Consider the following 17888-nt stretch of genomic DNA (forward strand, 5'->3'; position numbering starts at 1 on the left):
ATGAAAGGAATAACAATGATAGAATTTAAAAATGTATTTAAAGAGTATGGTAACGGAGTTATGGCTCTTTCAAATATAAACATGGTTGTTCCGAGAGGGGATTTTGTTTTTTAGTTGGTCCAAGTGGAGCTGGAAAATCAACTCTTGTAAAGCTACTCATAAGAGAAGAAAAAGTTACAAGGGGGAACATCATAATAAATAATACTGATATAACTAAGTTAAAGAACAGTCAAGTTCCTAAGCTCAGAAGAGATATTTCAGTAGTGTTTCAAGATTTTAGACTTTTGGCCAAAAAAAATGTATTTGAAAATGTGGCATATCCTCTTGAAGTTCAAGGAGAAAGTAAAAAGAATATAAAAATAGCAGTGGAACATGCTTTAGAACTTGTAAATTTGGAAGATAAAATGAAATCTTATCCTTCGGAATTGTCAGGTGGACAAGACCAAAGAGTATCAATAGCAAGAGCTATAGTAAATAAGGCGCCTATACTTGTCTGTGACGAGCCGACAGGTAATTTGGATCAAGAAACTGCTTGGGAAGTTATGAATACTCTTGAGAAAATAAATAATCAAGGCACTACAATCATAATGGCGACTCATGCAGTTGAGATTGTAAATAATATGAAAAAACGTGTTATAACTCTAAAAGATGGTCAAGTTGTAAATGACGTTAAAAATGGAGGATATTATGAGAATATTTAGACAATTCATAAATATCCTAAAAGAGAGTTTAAAGGGAATAATAAGAAATTTTGGTATGGCGACTGCATCTACTATTTCAATAGGTGCTATGTTGACTCTTTTTGGAATTGTATTGTTACTTCTTTTAAATATAAATAGCGCTGTTTATAATTTAGGTCAAGAACTTGATAAAGTTGTGGTTTTCATAAGAGATGAAGCGCCGGCAGCAGACATAAATAACCTGATAGCTAAATTGAGCAAAGATGAACGTGTAACTCAAGTGCAATATATATCAAAGGAAAAAGCAGTTGAAAAATTCAAAGAACGTTTGGGAGATAAGGCTTATGTAATGGATTCATTGCCGCCAGATGCACTTCCGGCATCTTTAATTGTGAGTTTAAATGATTTGACAATTGCATCAGAAGTTGCAAGAGAAATGACAGGACATAATATTGTAGAGAGAGCTGACTATCAGTACGAATTGATTGAACAAATGTATAAATTTGAAAACATGGTAAAGTATGTTGGTGCAGCAATTGTATTGGCATTAGTGTTTGTTTCAGTTTTAATTATCCATAATACTATTAGAATAGCAGTTTCTAATAGGAGCCACGAGATAAATATAATGAAATATATAGGAGCGACAGATTCGTATATTAGAAGTCCATTTTTAATAGAAGGAATAATATTTGGATTAGTTGGCGCTGCGTTGGCGTTTTTTATTGTTCACCATTTGTACAGTTTTTACTATGCAGGTCATAATGCACAAATAACAAATATAATTGAGGTTGGGCTTGTAAGTCCTACTATAATAGGTAAGCATATTTCAATTATATTTGCCTGTATTGGAGCAGGCATAGGTTATTTAGGTTCGTTGGTGTCTACTGAAAGACATTTAAATGTATGAGGAGACTTTAATGAAAAATATGAGGACATCAGTGGCGATTATATCAGCTACTGTTTTATTAAGTAGTAGTGTATATGCTTCAAGTAGTTCACTTGAGAAACAAAAGACTAACATACAAAAACAAAAGCAACAAATTTCAGAGCAACTTAAAAAAAGCAAAAACAGTATAAATGAAGTTCAAAAGAATGTTAATACTGTGCAAGGTGAAATTATAGAAATAGATAAAAAAATAAGTGGTTTATCAAATGGCATCTATGCTTTAGAAACTGAAATTACAGCTTTAAAAGAGGACATAGATAGAAAGAGCAAAGAGTTAGTTACAGCCCAAGAAGATTTAGAAAAGAGTAAAAAATTATTTACTGAGAGAGTAAGGGCAATGTATATGAATGGAAAAGTAGAATACATTGAAGTAATTTTAAATTCACGTGATATTGAAGAATTGCTTTTAAATTATGAAATTATTTCGTCCATAGCTGATTCAGACAAAAAATTACTTGATGAAATTTCAGAAAAAATCAATGTGATAACTAATACAAAAAAGATTTTAGAAGATAACAAAGTAAAAATCGAAGCCTCAAAGAGTAAATTAGAATCTGAAAAAAATCAATACGTTGCGGCAAATCAAAAGAAACAAGAATATATGAATAAACTTCAACTTGACGTTCAAGCATATACTAAAGAATATGAAATTGCTGAAAATGAATGGACTAACTTAGATAAAGAAATTCTAAAATTACAAGATGAAATAAAAATTGCTAAACAAAGAGAAGCTTTAGCAGCACAACAGGCAAAAGCTGGAATAAATAGAACTGCAAATTTGAGGAACTTAAATTTAGGACCTAGAAACGGAGCAAATTTATCTTGGCCAGTTCCAGGATGCTATAGCATTTCATCTCCTTTTGGCTACAGAATTCACCCTATTTTAGGAACTAGCAGATTCCATTCTGGAGTAGACATTCCGGCCTCAAGTGGAACACCAGTAATAGCAGTTAGAAAAGGTACTGTCATAATGTCAAAATTTATGAATGGATATGGTAATGTTGTAATGGTGGATCATGGAGATATCGTAACCGTATATGCGCATAACAGTGCACTAAAAGTTATGCCAGGGCAAACAGTTAGTACTGGAGATGTAATAGCATTAGTAGGTTCAACAGGTCTATCTACGGGACCGCATTTACATTTTGAAGTAAGGGTTGAAGGGCAGCCGGTTAACCCATTAAATTATATATAGGTAGATACAATGAAAAAATACTTAAAAGTTTTAGTGTGTATAATATTATTAATAGTTACACATATATTTACCTTTGTCTTAGGGGCAGGGGGATTCATTAAAGTAGATAAAGATAAATATACACAGATTGCACAATTAGAAGATTTTGTAAGGAAACATTATCTATATGAAGTTACAGACAAACAACTTTTAGAAGGAGAATTAAAAGGTGTTGTATCCGGATTGAATGACCCATATTCAGAATATTATACAAAAGAAGAATATGATAGACTTATGGACTTTACAACAGGAAAATTCTTCGGAATAGGCGTGGTCATAACTAAAGGCGAGGATAATTTAATAACTGTAATTTCTCCAATAAAGGGCTCTCCAGCAGATGTAGCCGGTGTAAAAGCAGGAGATAAAATATTAAAAGTTGCAGACCAAGAATTTAGTGGGGATAAATTACAAGAAGCGTCTAACCTTATGAAGGGTAAAAAAGGGACAGAAATAAAGATTACTCTTTTAAGAAAAACTGGTGAAACTGAAGACTTGACTATAAAACGTGATGAAATAAGAGTTGATACAGTAAATTCAGAATTAATCGGCAATATAGGATATGTAGATATATTACAATTTGATGAGATGACTTCTAAAGATTTTGAAAAGACTTTAAAAGAATTTAAGTCTAAAAATGTAGAAGGAATGATTTTAGACTTAAGAGGAAATCCAGGTGGTGTAGTTACATCAGCAGCTGAGATAGCAGATTTACTTTTACCTAAGGGTAATATAGTCTATGCAGAAACTAAAAATGGCAAGAGAGATTTTGAATTCGACTCTGACGAAAATCATTACAGTGCACCTTTAGTGGTATTGGTTAATGAGGGGTCGGCATCTGCGTCAGAGCTTCTAAGCGGAGCTCTTAAAGATTATAAAAGAGCTACCATAGTAGGTAAAAAGACATTTGGTAAGGGAATTGTTCAAACTGCAGTTAGATTTCCAAACGGAGATGGAATAAAATTAACTACATCTGAATACTTTTTACCAAGTGGTAAATCAATTCACAAATTAGGAGTAGAACCTGATGTTGAAGTTGAATTGAATAAAGAGACTAAGGGAATAGGCCCTAATTTTAAAGACACAGACAATCAATTACAAAAGGCAATTGAAATATTGCAAAGTGAAATAAATAAAAAATAAGTTTAGAAATCCTTTTAAAATGAAAAATTTTAAGAGGATTTTTTAATTGTAAATCTATAATAATTTTAATAAAAATATTTTAATACTATAAAAAGTAAGTTTTAATGTTGAGTAAACTCGATTTGATATGTATAATAGTTTTAGAAAAATGTAAAGGTGTGGTAAAAAAATGAAGGTTTCTGTAATCCTTGCGGCAGGCGAAGGATCAAGAATGAAATCAAAAAAACCTAAAGTAATTCATGAAATACTGGGAGAACCAATGCTTGGATATGTCGTTAAGGCTGCGAGAGAAAGTGATGTCAGTAGAGTAAGTGTTATAGTGGGACATGGCAAAGAAGAAATTGTCAAACGTTTTGAAAATTCTGAATTGATTTTTAGAACTCAGCCCATAGGAGATGATGTGCCTTATGGGACTGGATTTGCAGTTATGCAAGCCATTGAAGATTTTGAAGATGAAGATACAGTACTTATATTAAACGGAGATACACCTCTTGTTAAGGCTGATACTTTAAACGGACTTATGGAGTATCATGAAAGAGGTAATTTTTCATGCACAATTTTAACAGCCGATATGCAAAATCCATTTGGCTATGGAAGAATAGTTAGAAATGAAGATGCACAGATTACAAGGATAGTTGAAGAAAAAGATGCCGGAGGAAAAGAAAAACTTATTAGAGAAATAAACTCCGGAATTTTTGTGTTTAACGGTAGAGAATTAAAAAATTCTTTAAAAAATCTAAATACGGATAATTCTCAAGGTGAATTATATTTAACAGATGTAGTAAAAGATTTATTCGAAAGTGAAAAGAGAATAGGTGGCTATAAGTTAAAGGATAATACAGAAATTCTCGGGATAAATTCGAGAGATAGCTTGTGTATTGCAAATGAAATTATGCAAACTAGAGTTAATGTTGAGTATATGAAAAAAGGTGTAACAATGATAGATAGCAAATCAATTATCATTGAACCTACAGTTGAGATAGGACGTGACACCAAAATATATCCAGGAGCTATTTTACAGGGCAATACAGTTATCGGTGAAGACTGCACCATTTATGGAAATACAAGAATTATAGATTCTAAAATAGGCAATGGAGTTATTATAGACAATGCACTAATTGAGGAATCTGTTGTTGGAGATGGAACTACAATAGGACCATTTGCACACTTAAGACCTAAGAGTAATGTTGGCAAAAAAGTTAAAATAGGTAATTTTGTAGAAGTTAAAAATACAAATTTTGGAGACGGATCTAAAGCGGGACATCTTGCATATATTGGAGACGCTGATGTGGCAGAAGATGTAAATGTTGGGTGTGGAGTAGTGTTTGTAAATTATGATGGAAAGAACAAATTTAGAAGTCAAATAGACGAAGGTGCTTTTTTAGGTTCTAATTCCAATATAGTTGCACCAGTTCACGTTGAAAAAAATGGCTATATAGCAGCTGGTTCTACAATAACAAAAGATGTTGTCGAAGGTCAATTGGCAATAGAGAGAGCAGACAGAAGAGATATTAAAGGTTGGGTAACAAAGAAAGGTTTAAACAGGAGGTAGTTATGTCAGTTTCAGGAGATATTCAAATATTTACAGGTAATTCAAACAAAAAATTAGTTGAGGACATTTGCAGAGAACTTGGAGTGGAAATGGGAAAATGTGAAGTAAAGACATTTTCTGATGGTGAAATAGCAATAGACATCGCAGAAACAGTTAGAGGAAGAGATGTTTATGTAATTCAATCAACTTCAAATCCTGTAAATAAGAATTTGATGGAAACATTGATTATGGTAGACGCTCTTAAGAGAGCTTCAGCAGGGCATATAAATGTTGTGCTTCCATACTATGGATATGCAAGACAAGACCGTAAAACTAAGGCTCGTGAACCAATCACATCTAAATTAGTTGCAGACCTTTTAACAGTTGCCGGAGCAAACAGGGTAGTTACTATGGACCTACACGCAGGTCAAATTCAAGGTTATTTTAATATTCCTGTTGATCATTTGACAGCTGTCCCAACTCTTGCAAAATATTTCACAGATATAGTTGAAGGAGAAAATTTTGTAGTTGTGTCTCCTGATTTGGGGGGGGTAACTAGAACAAGAAAGTTTGCCAACCAATTAAATTTACCTATCGCAATTATAGAAAAGAGAAGACCAAAGCCAAATGTATCAGAAGTTATGAATATAATTGGGGATATTGAAGGTAAAAATTGTATTTTGGTTGACGATATAATCGATACAGCTGGAACTATTTGTAAAGCAGCAGAAGCTTTGAAGGCAAAAGGGGCAAAGAAGGTATATGGTTGCGCAACCCATGGGGTACTATCGGGACCGGCAACTGAAAGATTAGAAAGTAGTGTTATGGAGAAATTTATTATATCGGATACAATTTTCTTACCTGAAGAAAAGAAAATTGACAAAATTGATGTAGTGTCTGTTGCAAGTTTATTTGCTGCTGCAATAAGAAGAATAAACTCAAATAGTTCAGTAAGTGAAATGTTTGAATAAGGTGATTATTTGTATATAGTAGCGGGCCTTGGCAATCCGGGCAAGAATTATGAGTACACAAGACACAACGTTGGATTTTTGGCAATTGATAAATTAGCAGAAAAGCTCAATGTGAAAGTCAAAAAGATAAAATTTAAAGGACTTTATGAAGAGGTCCGAATAAATAATGAAAAAGTAATACTGTTGAAACCTCAAACTTATATGAATAATAGTGGAGAGTCTATTAGAGATGCCATGAATTTTTATAAGCTTGAGCCTGAAGATGTGATTATTTTAGTTGACGACATAGATATAGCTCCATATACTCTTAAAATAAAAAAAAGCGGCTCTGCTGGAACGCATAATGGATTGAAGTCAATTATATATCAGTTACAAAGCGATAAGTTTTTGAGGATTAAGATAGGCGTTGGAAACAATGAACATAAAATAGATTTAGCAGAATATGTACTTGGGGGATTTAGCAAGGCAGATGGCCCTAAGATAGAAAATGCTATAGAAAGAGCAGCTGATTCGGTTGTAGAAATTATTGAAAACGGGTCAGATGCTGCGATGAATAAGTTTAACTAATCGGGGAGCACTCTTCCCGATTTTACTTGTTATATTAGATTCTAGGAGAAAATATTGTTATTAAAATACGGTTTTAGAAATTTAAGCAATTTTTCAGAAATTCAGAGTAGCATAGAGAGAGGGGATACCTTACACATTTATGGTGTAACTCCATCAGCAACTTCTCATTTTGCATATGCAATTTTTGAAAATAGACCCTTAGTGATTGTAGCTAACGATGGTTTAAAAGCCAGAAAAATATATGAAGACTTGAACAGTCTTGGTCAAAAAACTGAATATTTTCCTGAAAGAGAAGTATTTTTATATAATAAATTTTCTAAGTCGGCAGAAAATACTTACAGTAGATTAAAAACCATGACAAAGTTGGCAAGTGGAGAAGTAGATTTTTTAGTTTGTACTCTGGGTGCATTGGCAGATAGATATAATCCAGTTGAAATTTTTAAAAATTATTCATTCGAAATAATTCAAGGTAAAAATATAATTGAAAATATCGAAGAAAAGTTAATTCAACTTGGTTATGAGAGATATTCGCAAGTAGAAGCTCAGGGTCAATTTGCAATCAGGGGGAATATAATCGACATATATTCTGAAAATCCATATAGAATAGAGCTTTTTGATATTGAAGTAGATTCGATAAGAACTTTTGATATATCTACTCAAAGGTCAATTGATACTTTGGGAAATATAAAAGTACTGCCAGCTCAAGAAATGATTTTAACTTCAGAGATGAAGGAAATAGTTATAAAGAAAATAAATTCTGAGTTAAAAAAGACAAAGCTTACAGGCAAAGAAAAGGAAAGGCTTGAAGAAAAATTTAAACGAGTTATAGAAAAAATTGAGACAGGAGATATAGGACCGATAATAGATTTGGCGACACCTTTTTTAGAAGCGGAACACACATCAACTGTACTTGATTATTTTGTAGAAAAACCAATTGTTTTGATGGAAGAACCAAACATATCTTTTGAACATTTTGAAGCAAGTTCTAGGGACAGCCTGGATAATTTGTCTGAGTTGATTGCAAGAGGAGAGGCTTTAAAAGCACATGAGAATGTAAAATTTGATGAAGCATTTTTGATTGAAACTTTAAATAGTTCAAATTTGATAACTTTAAACACACTGACTGTTTCTCAAAAATATTTTAAAACTGGAAAGCCTTTTAATATAAAAATAAAATCATCTACGAACTATCGAGGAAAAATAAAATTATTCATCGATGATTTGAAAGATTATGTTTATAGAGGCAATAAGGTAATAATATTAGCGGGTAGTGAAACTAAAGCTAAAAAATTTGTTACGACTTTGGAAGAATTTGATTTACATTCAAGGTTTGATAAAGATTTTGAAACTGAAATAAAAACTTCTGAAATTGTAGTTACAGAAGGAAGTATTCACGAAGGCTTTGAAATAGTAGATTCTAAATATGTCGTTTTAAGTTATTCAGAAATTTATGGCAGCTCAAATAAGAAAAAACACAAAAAAGATAAAAATGCCAAGAAGATAAATTTTGATGATTTAAAAGTTGGAGATTATGTAGTACATGAAGCCCATGGTATCGGAAAGTATATGGGCACTGATAGACTTGAAGTACAAGGAACTCAAAAAGACTATGTGATTTTAGAATATCGTGGCGAAGACAAACTATTTATTCCCATAGAAAATCTGGATTCAATCTATAAATATGTTGTTGGAGACGGTACTAAACCGAAAATAAATAAATTAAACTCTGTTGAATGGAGTCGTACAAAGCAAAAAGTAAGAAAAAACATAGAAGATCTGGCAGATGATTTAATAAATTTATATGCTACAAGAGAGAAAATTAAGGGATATAAGTTTAGTGAAGACACTCAATGGCAAAGCGAGTTTGAAGATGCATTTATATATGAAGAAACAGAAGGACAAACAAGCTCAATAGCAGAGATTAAAAAAGATATGGAGTCTGAAAGACCAATGGATAGATTGTTGTGCGCCGATGTGGGATATGGAAAGACAGAAGTTGCACTTAGAGCAGCTTTTAAGGCGATTATGGATTCAAAACAAGTTGCATTTTTGGTGCCGACAACTATACTTGCAGAGCAACACTATAACACAATCGTAGAAAGGTTTAGAGATTTTCCAGTGAAGATAGCATTGTTGTCAAGATTTAGATCAAGAGCACAGATTAAAAAAGATCTTGAAGATTTAAAGGACGGATTCGTGGATATAGTTGTTGGAACTCATAGATTACTTTCAGAAGATGTAAAGTTTAAGGACTTGGGATTATTAATTATAGATGAAGAGCAGAGATTTGGAGTAAGACATAAAGAGAAGTTAAAGACTTTGAAAAAAAATGTGGACACATTGACCCTTACAGCAACTCCAATTCCAAGAACATTGCAGATGTCTATGATTGGCATAAGGGATATGTCAGTTATAGATGAACCGCCGGAAGAGAGATTTCCAGTTCAAACTTATGTGTTAGAGCACAATCCTCTTATGGTTAGAGAGGCGATTATAAAGGAAATTGAAAGAGGCGGACAAGTTTTTTATGTGACCAACAGAGTTCAAGAAATGGAACTCAAAATGGCAGAGTTAAAAGATTTAGTTCCTGAGGCGAGTTTTACAATGGCTCATGGGCAGATGAGTGAGAGAGAACTTGAGAAGACTTTCGTAGATTTTATTAAGGGAGAATATGATGTTCTTATAGCATCGACAATTATAGAAACCGGATTGGATGTTCAAAATGCAAATACAATTATAGTAACTGAAGCAAACCGATTGGGACTATCTCAGTTATACCAATTGAGAGGTAGAGTAGGTAGGTCAAACAGAATTGCATATGCATATTTTACGTATGAAAAAGATGTTTCACTTACAGAAGTTGCAACTAAGAGACTTAAATCTATAAAGGAGTTTACGGAATTTGGAAGTGGATATAAACTTGCTCTAAAAGACCTTGAAATAAGAGGCTCAGGCTCCATACTTGGTTCAAGACAATCGGGTCATGTAAATTCAATAGGATATGATTTATATATTAAATATTTGAAAGAAGCAGTTGCTAAAAAGCGAGGAGAAGAAGTCGAAGAAGTTGAAGATACACAAGTAGATATAAAAGTAAATTCATTCATTCCACACAACTACATTATGGATAATGAACAAAGACTTGAAATTTACAAAAAAATTGCTATGATTGATAGTGAGACTGAATACCAAGACTTAGTAGATGAGTTGATAGATAGGTATTCAGATGTACCAGAAGAAGTTTCTAATTTGATGGATATTTCCTTGATAAGAAATAAAGCTAGAGAATCAGGCATTACATCAGTCATGCAAAGCGGCGATAGATATGATTTAAGGCTTAAGAATTTACCTAATTTAGAGTTGATAAATGTGTTGCAAGATATGTTTAGAAATATAACTTTTGACTTGGGAACCTCGCCGGGACTTATAATAAAAGGTTTAAAATATCCACTACAAGATTTGTTGAAAATTGTTGGGATAGTTAAGTTACACAAAATTAACACCAATGCAACGGCTTCTTAGTGTATAATAAATAGAAAAAGAGAGGATGAATGTTTTGAATTTAAAAAATACTATGAATAAAATTGTGTTGGGAGTAGGACTTTCAGCATTACTTATTACAACAGCTTGTGGAACACCTAAAAAAGAAGGAGTTGCCGCTACAGTTAATGGAGTGGATATAACTCAAGAAGAATTTGTAAAGAACTATGCAAGCCAAAGAAATTATTATACTCTGTCAGCAGGAAGTGAAAGTTATTTAACCGAAAAATCACCTCAAGATCCATCAAAAACTATGGACCAAGTTATTAAAGAATCTGTTTTAAATGACTTAATTGATATGGAAATTTTAAAACAAGATGCTGAAAAATTAGGGATCAAAGCAGAAGAGGCAGAAATTGACAAGGAATTAAATACTGTTAAAGAGCAAATGGGTGGACAAGAAGCTTTTAATGAACAATTAAAGCAAATGGGTTCAAATGAAGCGTATTACAGAAAATACTTCACTAACTTAAATATAATGAAACAATACTATAAAGTAAAAGAAAAAGAATTTAAGGCAAGTGAAGACGAAATTAAAAAATATTATGATGAACATAAAGATGAATACTTTACAGCGGATGCAGCACATATTCTTGTTAAAGATGTAAATGAAGCTAATTTAATCAAGAAAGAGCTATCTAAAGGTGCGGACTTTGCCCAAATTGCAAAAGAAAAATCAACAGATAAAGGTTCAGCTGAAAAAGGCGGAGAACTTGGAGAATTTTCAAATGGAATGATGGTAAAAGAATTTGAAGATGTTGTTAAATCTATTAAAGTTGGAGAAATATCTGACCCGGTAGAATCTCAATTCGGTTTCCACATCATTAAACTTAATAAATTTGAAAATAAGAAATTAGAAGAAGTTAAAGAAATTATTGAAAGTGCTGTAACTCAACAAAAATATAAAGATCATCTTGATAATCTTAAAAAAGAAGCTAAAATAGAAAAATATGTAAATGTAAAAGACGACATCGAAATTCCTGAAGAATTTAAATTACCAACAGCAGCTACAAAAGCAGAAGACAAGAGTAAAGAAACACCGGCAGATGAAGTTGGAAATTCAACAGTAGAAACAAAAGAAAAAGCTAAAGCAAACAAAGCTTCAAATACAAAAGAAAATAAGAATGCAAAAAATACTGAAAAAACAGAAGAAAAAAGCAAATAATTAGAAAAGAGGAGGGGTGGCTTTAAGCCACCTTTTTTATAAGATGATAAATATAATAGGACTTGGAGCAACAGACCAATATGGCATCACTTTACAAGCTTTAGAATATATAAAAGATGAAAATCCAAATTATTTGAGAACTGAAAAAGTAGATGCAATTAAAAAATTTATTGAATTAAATGTAAAATACAACACATTTGACTATCTATACGAAAGCGAAGAAACATTCGAAGAAGTTTATGATAAAATAGTAGAAACACTGATTGAAAAGTCAAAAGAAAGAGATATAAACTATTTTGTACCAGGGACACCACTTATAGCAGAAAGAACAGTTTTAAAATTAATTGAAAAGAAAATTGATATTCACTTGGTGGCTGGAGTGAGCTTTATAGAACATATTTTAAATGCTGTGAAAAGAGACCCATCAACAGGCTTTATGTTACTTGATGCAGATGATTTTACTCCATTTAACATAAACACTAAGCTTGATATAGCAATAACTCAAGTTTATAACATGAGAACAGCAGTAGACTTAAAATTGTCTCTATCTGAAATATACGGGGATGAATACAAAGTTTACTTTATAAAAAATGCCGGACTCGAAGATGAAACTGTAGAATATATATCCATATATGAAATGGACAGAATAGAATATAATCATCAGTGTGTAATCTATATTCCAAAATCAGATATAGTTGGGTTTGGAGATATATTAAATAAATTTAGAAAAGAAGATAAGAAAATAGATGTGGATGTGGAAGAATTAATTGAAAATTTAAAAAATGATTTAGAAGAATTAGTTGCAGTTGACACAAATGGAGAGAGTTATATATACGATATTTTACAGAAAATTTACAATAAAAATGTCTAAAATTAGGCTTTTTTTATAAATTTAAGTGGAAAGATTAGGTAAGATAGGGTATAATAACGATAGTCTTAGAAGATAAGGTAATTGCACAGCAAAAAAACATGGCTGAAACGGCAATTAATAAAGGAGGATTTATAGTGAACAAATCAGAATTAGTAACAAGCATAGCAGAAAAAAGTAATTTAACAAAAAAAGATGCTGAAATGGCTCTTAACGCATTTTTAGAATCAGTACAAGAAGCTCTTACAGATGGAGAAAAAGTACAATTAGTAGGATTCGGAACTTTCGAAGTTAGAGAAAGAAAAGCAAGAGAAGGAAGAAACCCAAGAAATCCTGAAGAAGTTATCAAAATTCCTAAGTCAAATGCCCCTGTATTCAGATCAGGTAAAGCATTAAAAGAAGCAGTAAATAAAAGCAAATAAGCTATTGGGGGCATAAGTAGCTCCCATTTTTAATATGAGATTAGATAAATTTTTAAAAATATCAAGAATTATAGTTAGAAGAACTGTAGCTAAGACAGCAGCTGAAGGTGGTCATATTAAAGTGAATAACAATGTGGCAAAACCATCAACTGAAGTTAAAGTTGGAGATTTAATTGAAATAGAATTTGGCAATTCTACAAGAAGAGTAGAAGTCTTAGAGATAAAAGACCATGTAAAAAAGGACGAAGCTGATAGTTTGTATAAAATTATTGACTAACTCCTTGAAAAAACTACTTTCGGGTGTGATAATGACTTTGGAGGCTATTTTATGAAAAGAAGAGGAATTCCTAAAATATACATAGCTATCGTAATTATTTCGGCGGTTTATGCTGGACACAATATGAGTACAGCTATGTCTAAAGCTCATGATAAAAATATTCAGTTAGCGGAATACAATAGGGAAATAAAAACTTTAAAGTCAGATATAAAAAATCTTGAAGAAGAAAAAAAATCATCAGGCTCTCTTGAGTTTATTGAAAAAGTTGCAAGAGAAGAACTTGGGATGGTTAAACCTAGAGAGGTAGTTTATATTGATAAGGAAAAAGCCGAGAAAAAATAACAGAAGAACATAGGAGGAATTATTTAATGGCATTAACTGTAGGCCAAATAGTAGAAGGTGTTGTATCAAATGTAATGAAATTTGGTGCGTTTATTAGTTTACCGGAAGAACAAAGCGGGTTAGTACATATATCCCAAATATCAGATTCATACGTTGAAAATGTCAGTGACCATTTAGAGAAAGGTCAAACAGTAAAAGTTAAAATACTTTCAATGGAAGATGGCAAAATTGATCTTTCGATAAAACAAGCACTTCCGAAGACCTCTAAACCGGCTGTAGTCGATTTTGAAAAAACTGAAAAAGACTCTTCTTTTGAAGATAAACTTTCAAAGTTTTTAAAAGATTCAAATGAAAAATACGAACAAGCAAGATCAAGACAAAATGCCAAAATGGGAACAGGTAGATCTCGTAGATAATGGCCATCAAAGATGGCCATATTTTTTTGATATGAAATATAATAAATCATTTTATGAAAACTTAAAAAAATATAATATGATAGATGGTGGAGAAGAAGTCATAGTTGCGTGCTCAGGTGGAGCAGACAGTATGTTTTTACTCTACAATTTATTTTTGTTAAGAGAAGAATTCAATATAAAAATTAAAGTTTGTCATGTAAATCATGGGATAAGAGCAACTGCAAAAAGAGATCAAGATTTTGTAAGGAATATTGCTCAAAAATTAGAACTCGAATTTGAAACCATTGATGTGAACATGGATGAATTTGCTAAAGAAAATAAAATGAGTTCAGAAGAAGCAGGAAGATTTTTAAGATATGAGTTCTTTAGAACTTTTAACACAAAAATATTTACAGCTCATAACCAAGATGACCAAGCCGAAACTATTCTGTATAGAATAATTAGGGGGACAGGTTTAGAAGGGTTACAATCAATAGAGTATGTAAATGGAGATTTATATAGACCAATGCTAAATATTAGTCGTAGGGAAATAGAAGAGTATCTTTTAGAAAATGGAATAGACCATGTAGATGATGAAACAAACTCAATGGCTGTATACACCCGAAATAAATTAAGACTTGAATTAATTCCATACATTGAAAAAAATTTGAATTCTAATTTTAAAGGAGCTCTTTTGAGGTTACAAGATTTAGCACATAAACAAAATACATATTTTCAAAAAATAGTTGATAGATATTTTTTGGATAATATGAAAGAAGATGTATTAGATATTAAACCTTTAAAAGATGAAGATGAATATTTAGTAAGCATCATAATAAGAGAATACCTTAGAAGGTTAAATCTTATCGAGGGTATTAGGAAAGTACAGATTGAAAATATAGTTGATTTAATAAAGCAAGATTCTGCATCAATTACAGTGCATAAATTAATTTTTGAAATTTCTCAAGGATATTTATTTTTAAAAAAAGAAGTTGAAAAGATCGATGAAACTTTAAAATTTGGAATAAATAAAACTAAATTAGGAACTTTGATTGTGGAAGAAGGCATTAAAAAGGGTAAAAATTCAATTCAAGTAGACGCCTCAAAGATTAAAGGACAATTGAGAATTAGAAATAAAAGAGATGGAGATAAATTTACTCCAATAGGAATGAAAGGGTCAAAAAAGATAAAAGATTTTTTAATAGATAATAGAGTTCCTAAGTACAAAAGAGATTTTGTGCCTCTAATAGTTGATGATGAAAATATAATTTGGGTTGCTCCGTATAGAATGAATGAAAAATACAAGATAGAAAGTAGGACTGAAAAGATAATTAGTATAAGTTTGGAGGTATAAATTGGGTAATATAAAAGAAGTGTTAATCAGTGAAGATAAAATACAAAATAGAATTCTTGAGTTGGCACAAGCAATAGAAAAGGATTATGATGGTGAAATTTTGATGATTGGTATTCTAAAAGGATCCACTATTTTCATGTCAGATCTAGTTAGAAAAATTAATAAAAATGTCTACATGGAATTTATTCAAGTTTCAAGCTATGAAGGAACTGAGTCCACAGGGACTGTAAATATCAAAAAGGATGTCGAAATTGAGCTGGTTGGAAAGGATGTTTTAATAGTTGAAGATATCATAGATACAGGGAATACTATGGGATATCTTATTGAAAATTTAAAACAAAGAGGCGCAAAGTCTGTTGAAATAGTTACATTGCTTTCAAAACCTGCAAGAAGATTAAAAGAAATAGAGTGTAAATATATAGGATTTGAAATAGAAGATAAATTTGTAGTTGGATTTGGTATGGACTATAATCAAAATTACAGAAATTTACCATATATTGGTATATATGATAACTCTGAAGAAAATATTTAAACAGGAGGTATGTATTGAATAAGAGAATAAGTGGGATATTACTCTATTTGATGTTAATAGGACTTGTTTTATTTGGCTTTAGAATGATAACTCCACCGCAAGAAGTGGTAGATAAAGTTTCAGCAACTAAATTTGTACAAGCGCTTGAAAAAAATGAAGTAACAGATATACACTATGATGATTCAAAAGTAACATATAAATTAAAAAATGAAAAAGCATATATAACTTATCTTCCAAGTGAATCAAGAGTAAATATATATGAGAAATATATAGCTCCTAAAGTGAGTACAGGTGATATAAATATTTCACAAGAACCAATTAAAGTTAAACCATTTTATGTTGAATGGATACCAACAATACTGATACTTGTAGTATTTGTAGGCGCTTGGTACTATATGATGAATCATACTCAAGGAAGTAGCGGTTCTAAAATGGGAAGCTTTGGAAAGAGTAAGGCTAGAATGATTAAACCGGAAGATAAAAAGGTGGTAACATTCAACGAAGTGGCAGGACTAGTAGAAGAAAAAGAAGAACTATCTGAAATAGTGGATTTTTTGAAAAGTCCTAAAAAATTCGTTGAGATGGGAGCTAGAATTCCAAAAGGCGTTCTCATGGTAGGACCTCCGGGAACCGGTAAAACTTATCTTTCAAGAGCAGTTGCAGGAGAAGCTAAAGTACCTTTCTTTATAATGAGTGGTTCAGACTTCGTAGAAATGTTTGTAGGGGTTGGAGCTAGTCGTGTTAGAGATTTATTTGAATCAGCTAAGAAAAATGCACCTTGCATAATATTTATAGACGAAATAGATGCAGTTGGAAGACGTCGTGGAGCCGGAGTAGGTGGAGGACATGACGAAAGAGAACAGACATTAAACCAGTTGTTAGTTGAAATGGATGGTTTTGGAGAAAATGAAGGCGTAATAGTTATGGCAGCGACTAACCGTGCCGATATACTTGACCCGGCGCTAATGAGACCAGGAAGATTTGACAGAACTGTTTATGTTGGAAAGCCTGATGTAAAAGGTAGAGAACAAATATTAGAAATACACTCTAAGAATAAAAAAATTGCAGAAGATGTAAATCTAAAGACCATAGCAAAGAGAACACCAGGATTTACTCCAGCAGACCTTGAAAATCTTATGAATGAAGCAGCTCTTTTAGCAGCTAGAAGAGGCGAAATAAAAATCAGCATGGAAGATGTCGATGAAGCCTCTATAAAAGTTCAAGCAGGTCCAGCTAAAAAATCTAAAGTAGTTACAGAAAAAGAAAGAAAACTTACAGCAGTTCACGAAGCAGGTCATGCAGTTGTATCTGTGTCATTAAAAAATACAGACCCTGTCGATATGATTACAATAATACCTCGTGGAATGGCAGGAGGATTTACTTCATATCTACCAGAAGAAGAATTGACTTTTATGACAAAAGGTCAAATGGAAGATAAAATAGTTACACTACTGGGTGGAAGAGTTGCCGAAGACCTTGTCTTAGATGACATTTCTACCGGAGCTCACAACGATATTCAAAGAGCAACTCAAATGGCAAGAGATATGGTCACAGAATATGGTATGAGTGAAAAAATAGGTACTATAAATCTTTCAACAGATGAAGGAGAAGTATTCATAGGTCGTGATTTGGGAAGAAGCAGAAATTATTCAGAACAGACAGCATATGCAATAGACCAAGAAGTTAAGAGAATGATTGATGAAGCATATGCTAAATGTAAAGCGATACTTTCTGAAAATATGGCTAAACTATTAAAAGTTTCAGATACATTACTTGAAAAAGAAACAATTACAAGAAATGAATTTGAAAAAATAATAAGCGGTGAACAAGAACCGGTTGAAGGTGAAGTCCACATAGAAGAATCAGACTTATCAAAAGAAGCTAAAAAAAATAATAGAAGAATAAAAAGTCTTTAGAAATTTTA

General features: G+C 31.9%; 16 protein-coding genes and 1 pseudogene. All 17 read left to right on the forward strand.

What is annotated here, in order from left to right; genetic code table 11:
• The first annotated feature begins 15 nt into the window (after positions 1 to 15).
• The 17 genes and pseudogenes from ftsE (at position 16) to ftsH (ending at position 17880) form a co-directional block, all read left to right on the forward strand.
• Positions 16 to 701, forward strand: a pseudogene (gene ftsE / locus HMPREF9129_RS05125) (cell division ATP-binding protein FtsE).
• A complete protein-coding gene (gene ftsX / locus HMPREF9129_RS05130) occupies positions 688 to 1587 on the forward strand; it encodes a permease-like cell division protein FtsX (protein WP_040552343.1) in 900 nt (299 codons plus the stop codon). The pseudogene ftsE and the gene ftsX overlap by 14 nt, the downstream one beginning before the upstream one ends.
• A 10-nt stretch (positions 1588 to 1597) precedes the next feature.
• Positions 1598 to 2821, forward strand: a complete 1224-nt coding sequence (locus tag HMPREF9129_RS05135) for a murein hydrolase activator EnvC family protein (protein WP_245946074.1) — start codon at positions 1598 to 1600, stop codon at positions 2819 to 2821.
• A gap of 9 nt (positions 2822 to 2830) precedes the next feature.
• A complete protein-coding gene (locus HMPREF9129_RS05140) occupies positions 2831 to 4000 on the forward strand; it encodes a S41 family peptidase (protein WP_004821074.1) in 1170 nt (389 codons plus the stop codon).
• A 169-nt stretch (positions 4001 to 4169) separates the two neighbouring features.
• The gene (gene glmU, locus HMPREF9129_RS05145; RefSeq protein ID WP_004821077.1) at positions 4170 to 5552 is read left to right on the forward strand and encodes a bifunctional UDP-N-acetylglucosamine diphosphorylase/glucosamine-1-phosphate N-acetyltransferase GlmU; all 1383 of its coding nucleotides are present in this window, start codon (positions 4170 to 4172) and stop codon (positions 5550 to 5552) included.
• A 2-nt stretch (positions 5553 to 5554) separates the two neighbouring features.
• Entirely contained in the window at positions 5555 to 6502 is a 948-nt protein-coding gene (locus HMPREF9129_RS05150; protein ID WP_040552344.1) for a ribose-phosphate diphosphokinase, read from the forward strand.
• A gap of 9 nt (positions 6503 to 6511) precedes the next feature.
• The gene (gene pth / locus HMPREF9129_RS05155; RefSeq protein WP_004821081.1) at positions 6512 to 7069 is read left to right on the forward strand and encodes an aminoacyl-tRNA hydrolase; all 558 of its coding nucleotides are present in this window, start codon (positions 6512 to 6514) and stop codon (positions 7067 to 7069) included.
• 54 nt (positions 7070 to 7123) lie between these two features.
• Complete coding sequence (mfd, locus tag HMPREF9129_RS05160; RefSeq protein ID WP_004821082.1) at positions 7124 to 10591, forward strand: transcription-repair coupling factor; 3468 nt, start codon at positions 7124 to 7126, stop codon at positions 10589 to 10591.
• A 25-nt stretch (positions 10592 to 10616) separates the two neighbouring features.
• Positions 10617 to 11774 carry a peptidylprolyl isomerase gene (locus HMPREF9129_RS05165; RefSeq protein WP_004821084.1) on the forward strand — a complete coding sequence of 386 codons (1158 nt, stop codon included), beginning with the start codon at positions 10617 to 10619 and terminating at the stop codon, positions 11772 to 11774.
• A 43-nt stretch (positions 11775 to 11817) separates the two neighbouring features.
• Positions 11818 to 12645, forward strand: a complete 828-nt coding sequence (locus HMPREF9129_RS05170; protein ID WP_004821085.1) for an SAM-dependent methyltransferase — start codon at positions 11818 to 11820, stop codon at positions 12643 to 12645.
• Between the two features lie 134 nt (positions 12646 to 12779).
• Entirely contained in the window at positions 12780 to 13064 is a 285-nt protein-coding gene (gene hbs, locus HMPREF9129_RS05175) for a non-specific DNA-binding protein Hbs (protein WP_040552346.1), read from the forward strand.
• A 34-nt stretch (positions 13065 to 13098) separates the two neighbouring features.
• Complete coding sequence (locus HMPREF9129_RS05180; protein ID WP_004821090.1) at positions 13099 to 13341, forward strand: RNA-binding S4 domain-containing protein; 243 nt, start codon at positions 13099 to 13101, stop codon at positions 13339 to 13341.
• Between the two features lie 51 nt (positions 13342 to 13392).
• Complete coding sequence (locus HMPREF9129_RS05185; RefSeq protein WP_004821091.1) at positions 13393 to 13683, forward strand: FtsB family cell division protein; 291 nt, start codon at positions 13393 to 13395, stop codon at positions 13681 to 13683.
• A 26-nt stretch (positions 13684 to 13709) separates the two neighbouring features.
• The gene (locus HMPREF9129_RS05190; protein ID WP_004821093.1) at positions 13710 to 14099 is read left to right on the forward strand and encodes a S1 RNA-binding domain-containing protein; all 390 of its coding nucleotides are present in this window, start codon (positions 13710 to 13712) and stop codon (positions 14097 to 14099) included.
• Positions 14100 to 14130: 31 nt separating this feature from the next.
• Positions 14131 to 15432, forward strand: coding sequence for a tRNA lysidine(34) synthetase TilS (gene tilS, locus HMPREF9129_RS05195; protein WP_040552347.1), 1302 nt, complete (start codon positions 14131 to 14133; stop codon positions 15430 to 15432).
• A gap of 1 nt (position 15433) precedes the next feature.
• Complete coding sequence (gene hpt, locus HMPREF9129_RS05200) at positions 15434 to 15964, forward strand: hypoxanthine phosphoribosyltransferase (protein ID WP_004821096.1); 531 nt, start codon at positions 15434 to 15436, stop codon at positions 15962 to 15964.
• A 14-nt stretch (positions 15965 to 15978) separates the two neighbouring features.
• Entirely contained in the window at positions 15979 to 17880 is a 1902-nt protein-coding gene (ftsH, locus tag HMPREF9129_RS05205; RefSeq protein WP_004821098.1) for an ATP-dependent zinc metalloprotease FtsH, read from the forward strand.
• Positions 17881 to 17888: the final 8 nt, after the last annotated feature.

It is taken from the genome of Peptoniphilus indolicus ATCC 29427 (assembly GCF_000227315.1).
Classification (GTDB): domain Bacteria; phylum Bacillota; class Clostridia; order Tissierellales; family Peptoniphilaceae; genus Peptoniphilus; species Peptoniphilus indolicus.

Bases quoted from the DNA above. Each gene is read 5' to 3' on its own strand.
- ftsX (WP_040552343.1), top strand. From the start codon at position 688: ATGAGAATATTTAGACAATTCATAAATATCCTAAAAGAGAGTTTAAAG.
- HMPREF9129_RS05135 (WP_245946074.1), top strand. From the start codon at position 1,598: ATGAAAAATATGAGGACATCAGTGGCGATTATATCAGCTACTGTTTTA.
- HMPREF9129_RS05140 (WP_004821074.1), top strand. From the start codon at position 2,831: ATGAAAAAATACTTAAAAGTTTTAGTGTGTATAATATTATTAATAGTT.
- glmU (WP_004821077.1), top strand. From the start codon at position 4,170: ATGAAGGTTTCTGTAATCCTTGCGGCAGGCGAAGGATCAAGAATGAAA.
- HMPREF9129_RS05150 (WP_040552344.1), top strand. From the start codon at position 5,555: ATGTCAGTTTCAGGAGATATTCAAATATTTACAGGTAATTCAAACAAA.
- HMPREF9129_RS05165 (WP_004821084.1), top strand. From the start codon at position 10,617: ATGAATGTTTTGAATTTAAAAAATACTATGAATAAAATTGTGTTGGGA.
- HMPREF9129_RS05170 (WP_004821085.1), top strand. From the start codon at position 11,818: ATGATAAATATAATAGGACTTGGAGCAACAGACCAATATGGCATCACT.
- HMPREF9129_RS05180 (WP_004821090.1), top strand. From the start codon at position 13,099: ATGAGATTAGATAAATTTTTAAAAATATCAAGAATTATAGTTAGAAGA.
- HMPREF9129_RS05185 (WP_004821091.1), top strand. From the start codon at position 13,393: ATGAAAAGAAGAGGAATTCCTAAAATATACATAGCTATCGTAATTATT.
- HMPREF9129_RS05190 (WP_004821093.1), top strand. From the start codon at position 13,710: ATGGCATTAACTGTAGGCCAAATAGTAGAAGGTGTTGTATCAAATGTA.
- tilS (WP_040552347.1), top strand. From the start codon at position 14,131: ATGAAATATAATAAATCATTTTATGAAAACTTAAAAAAATATAATATG.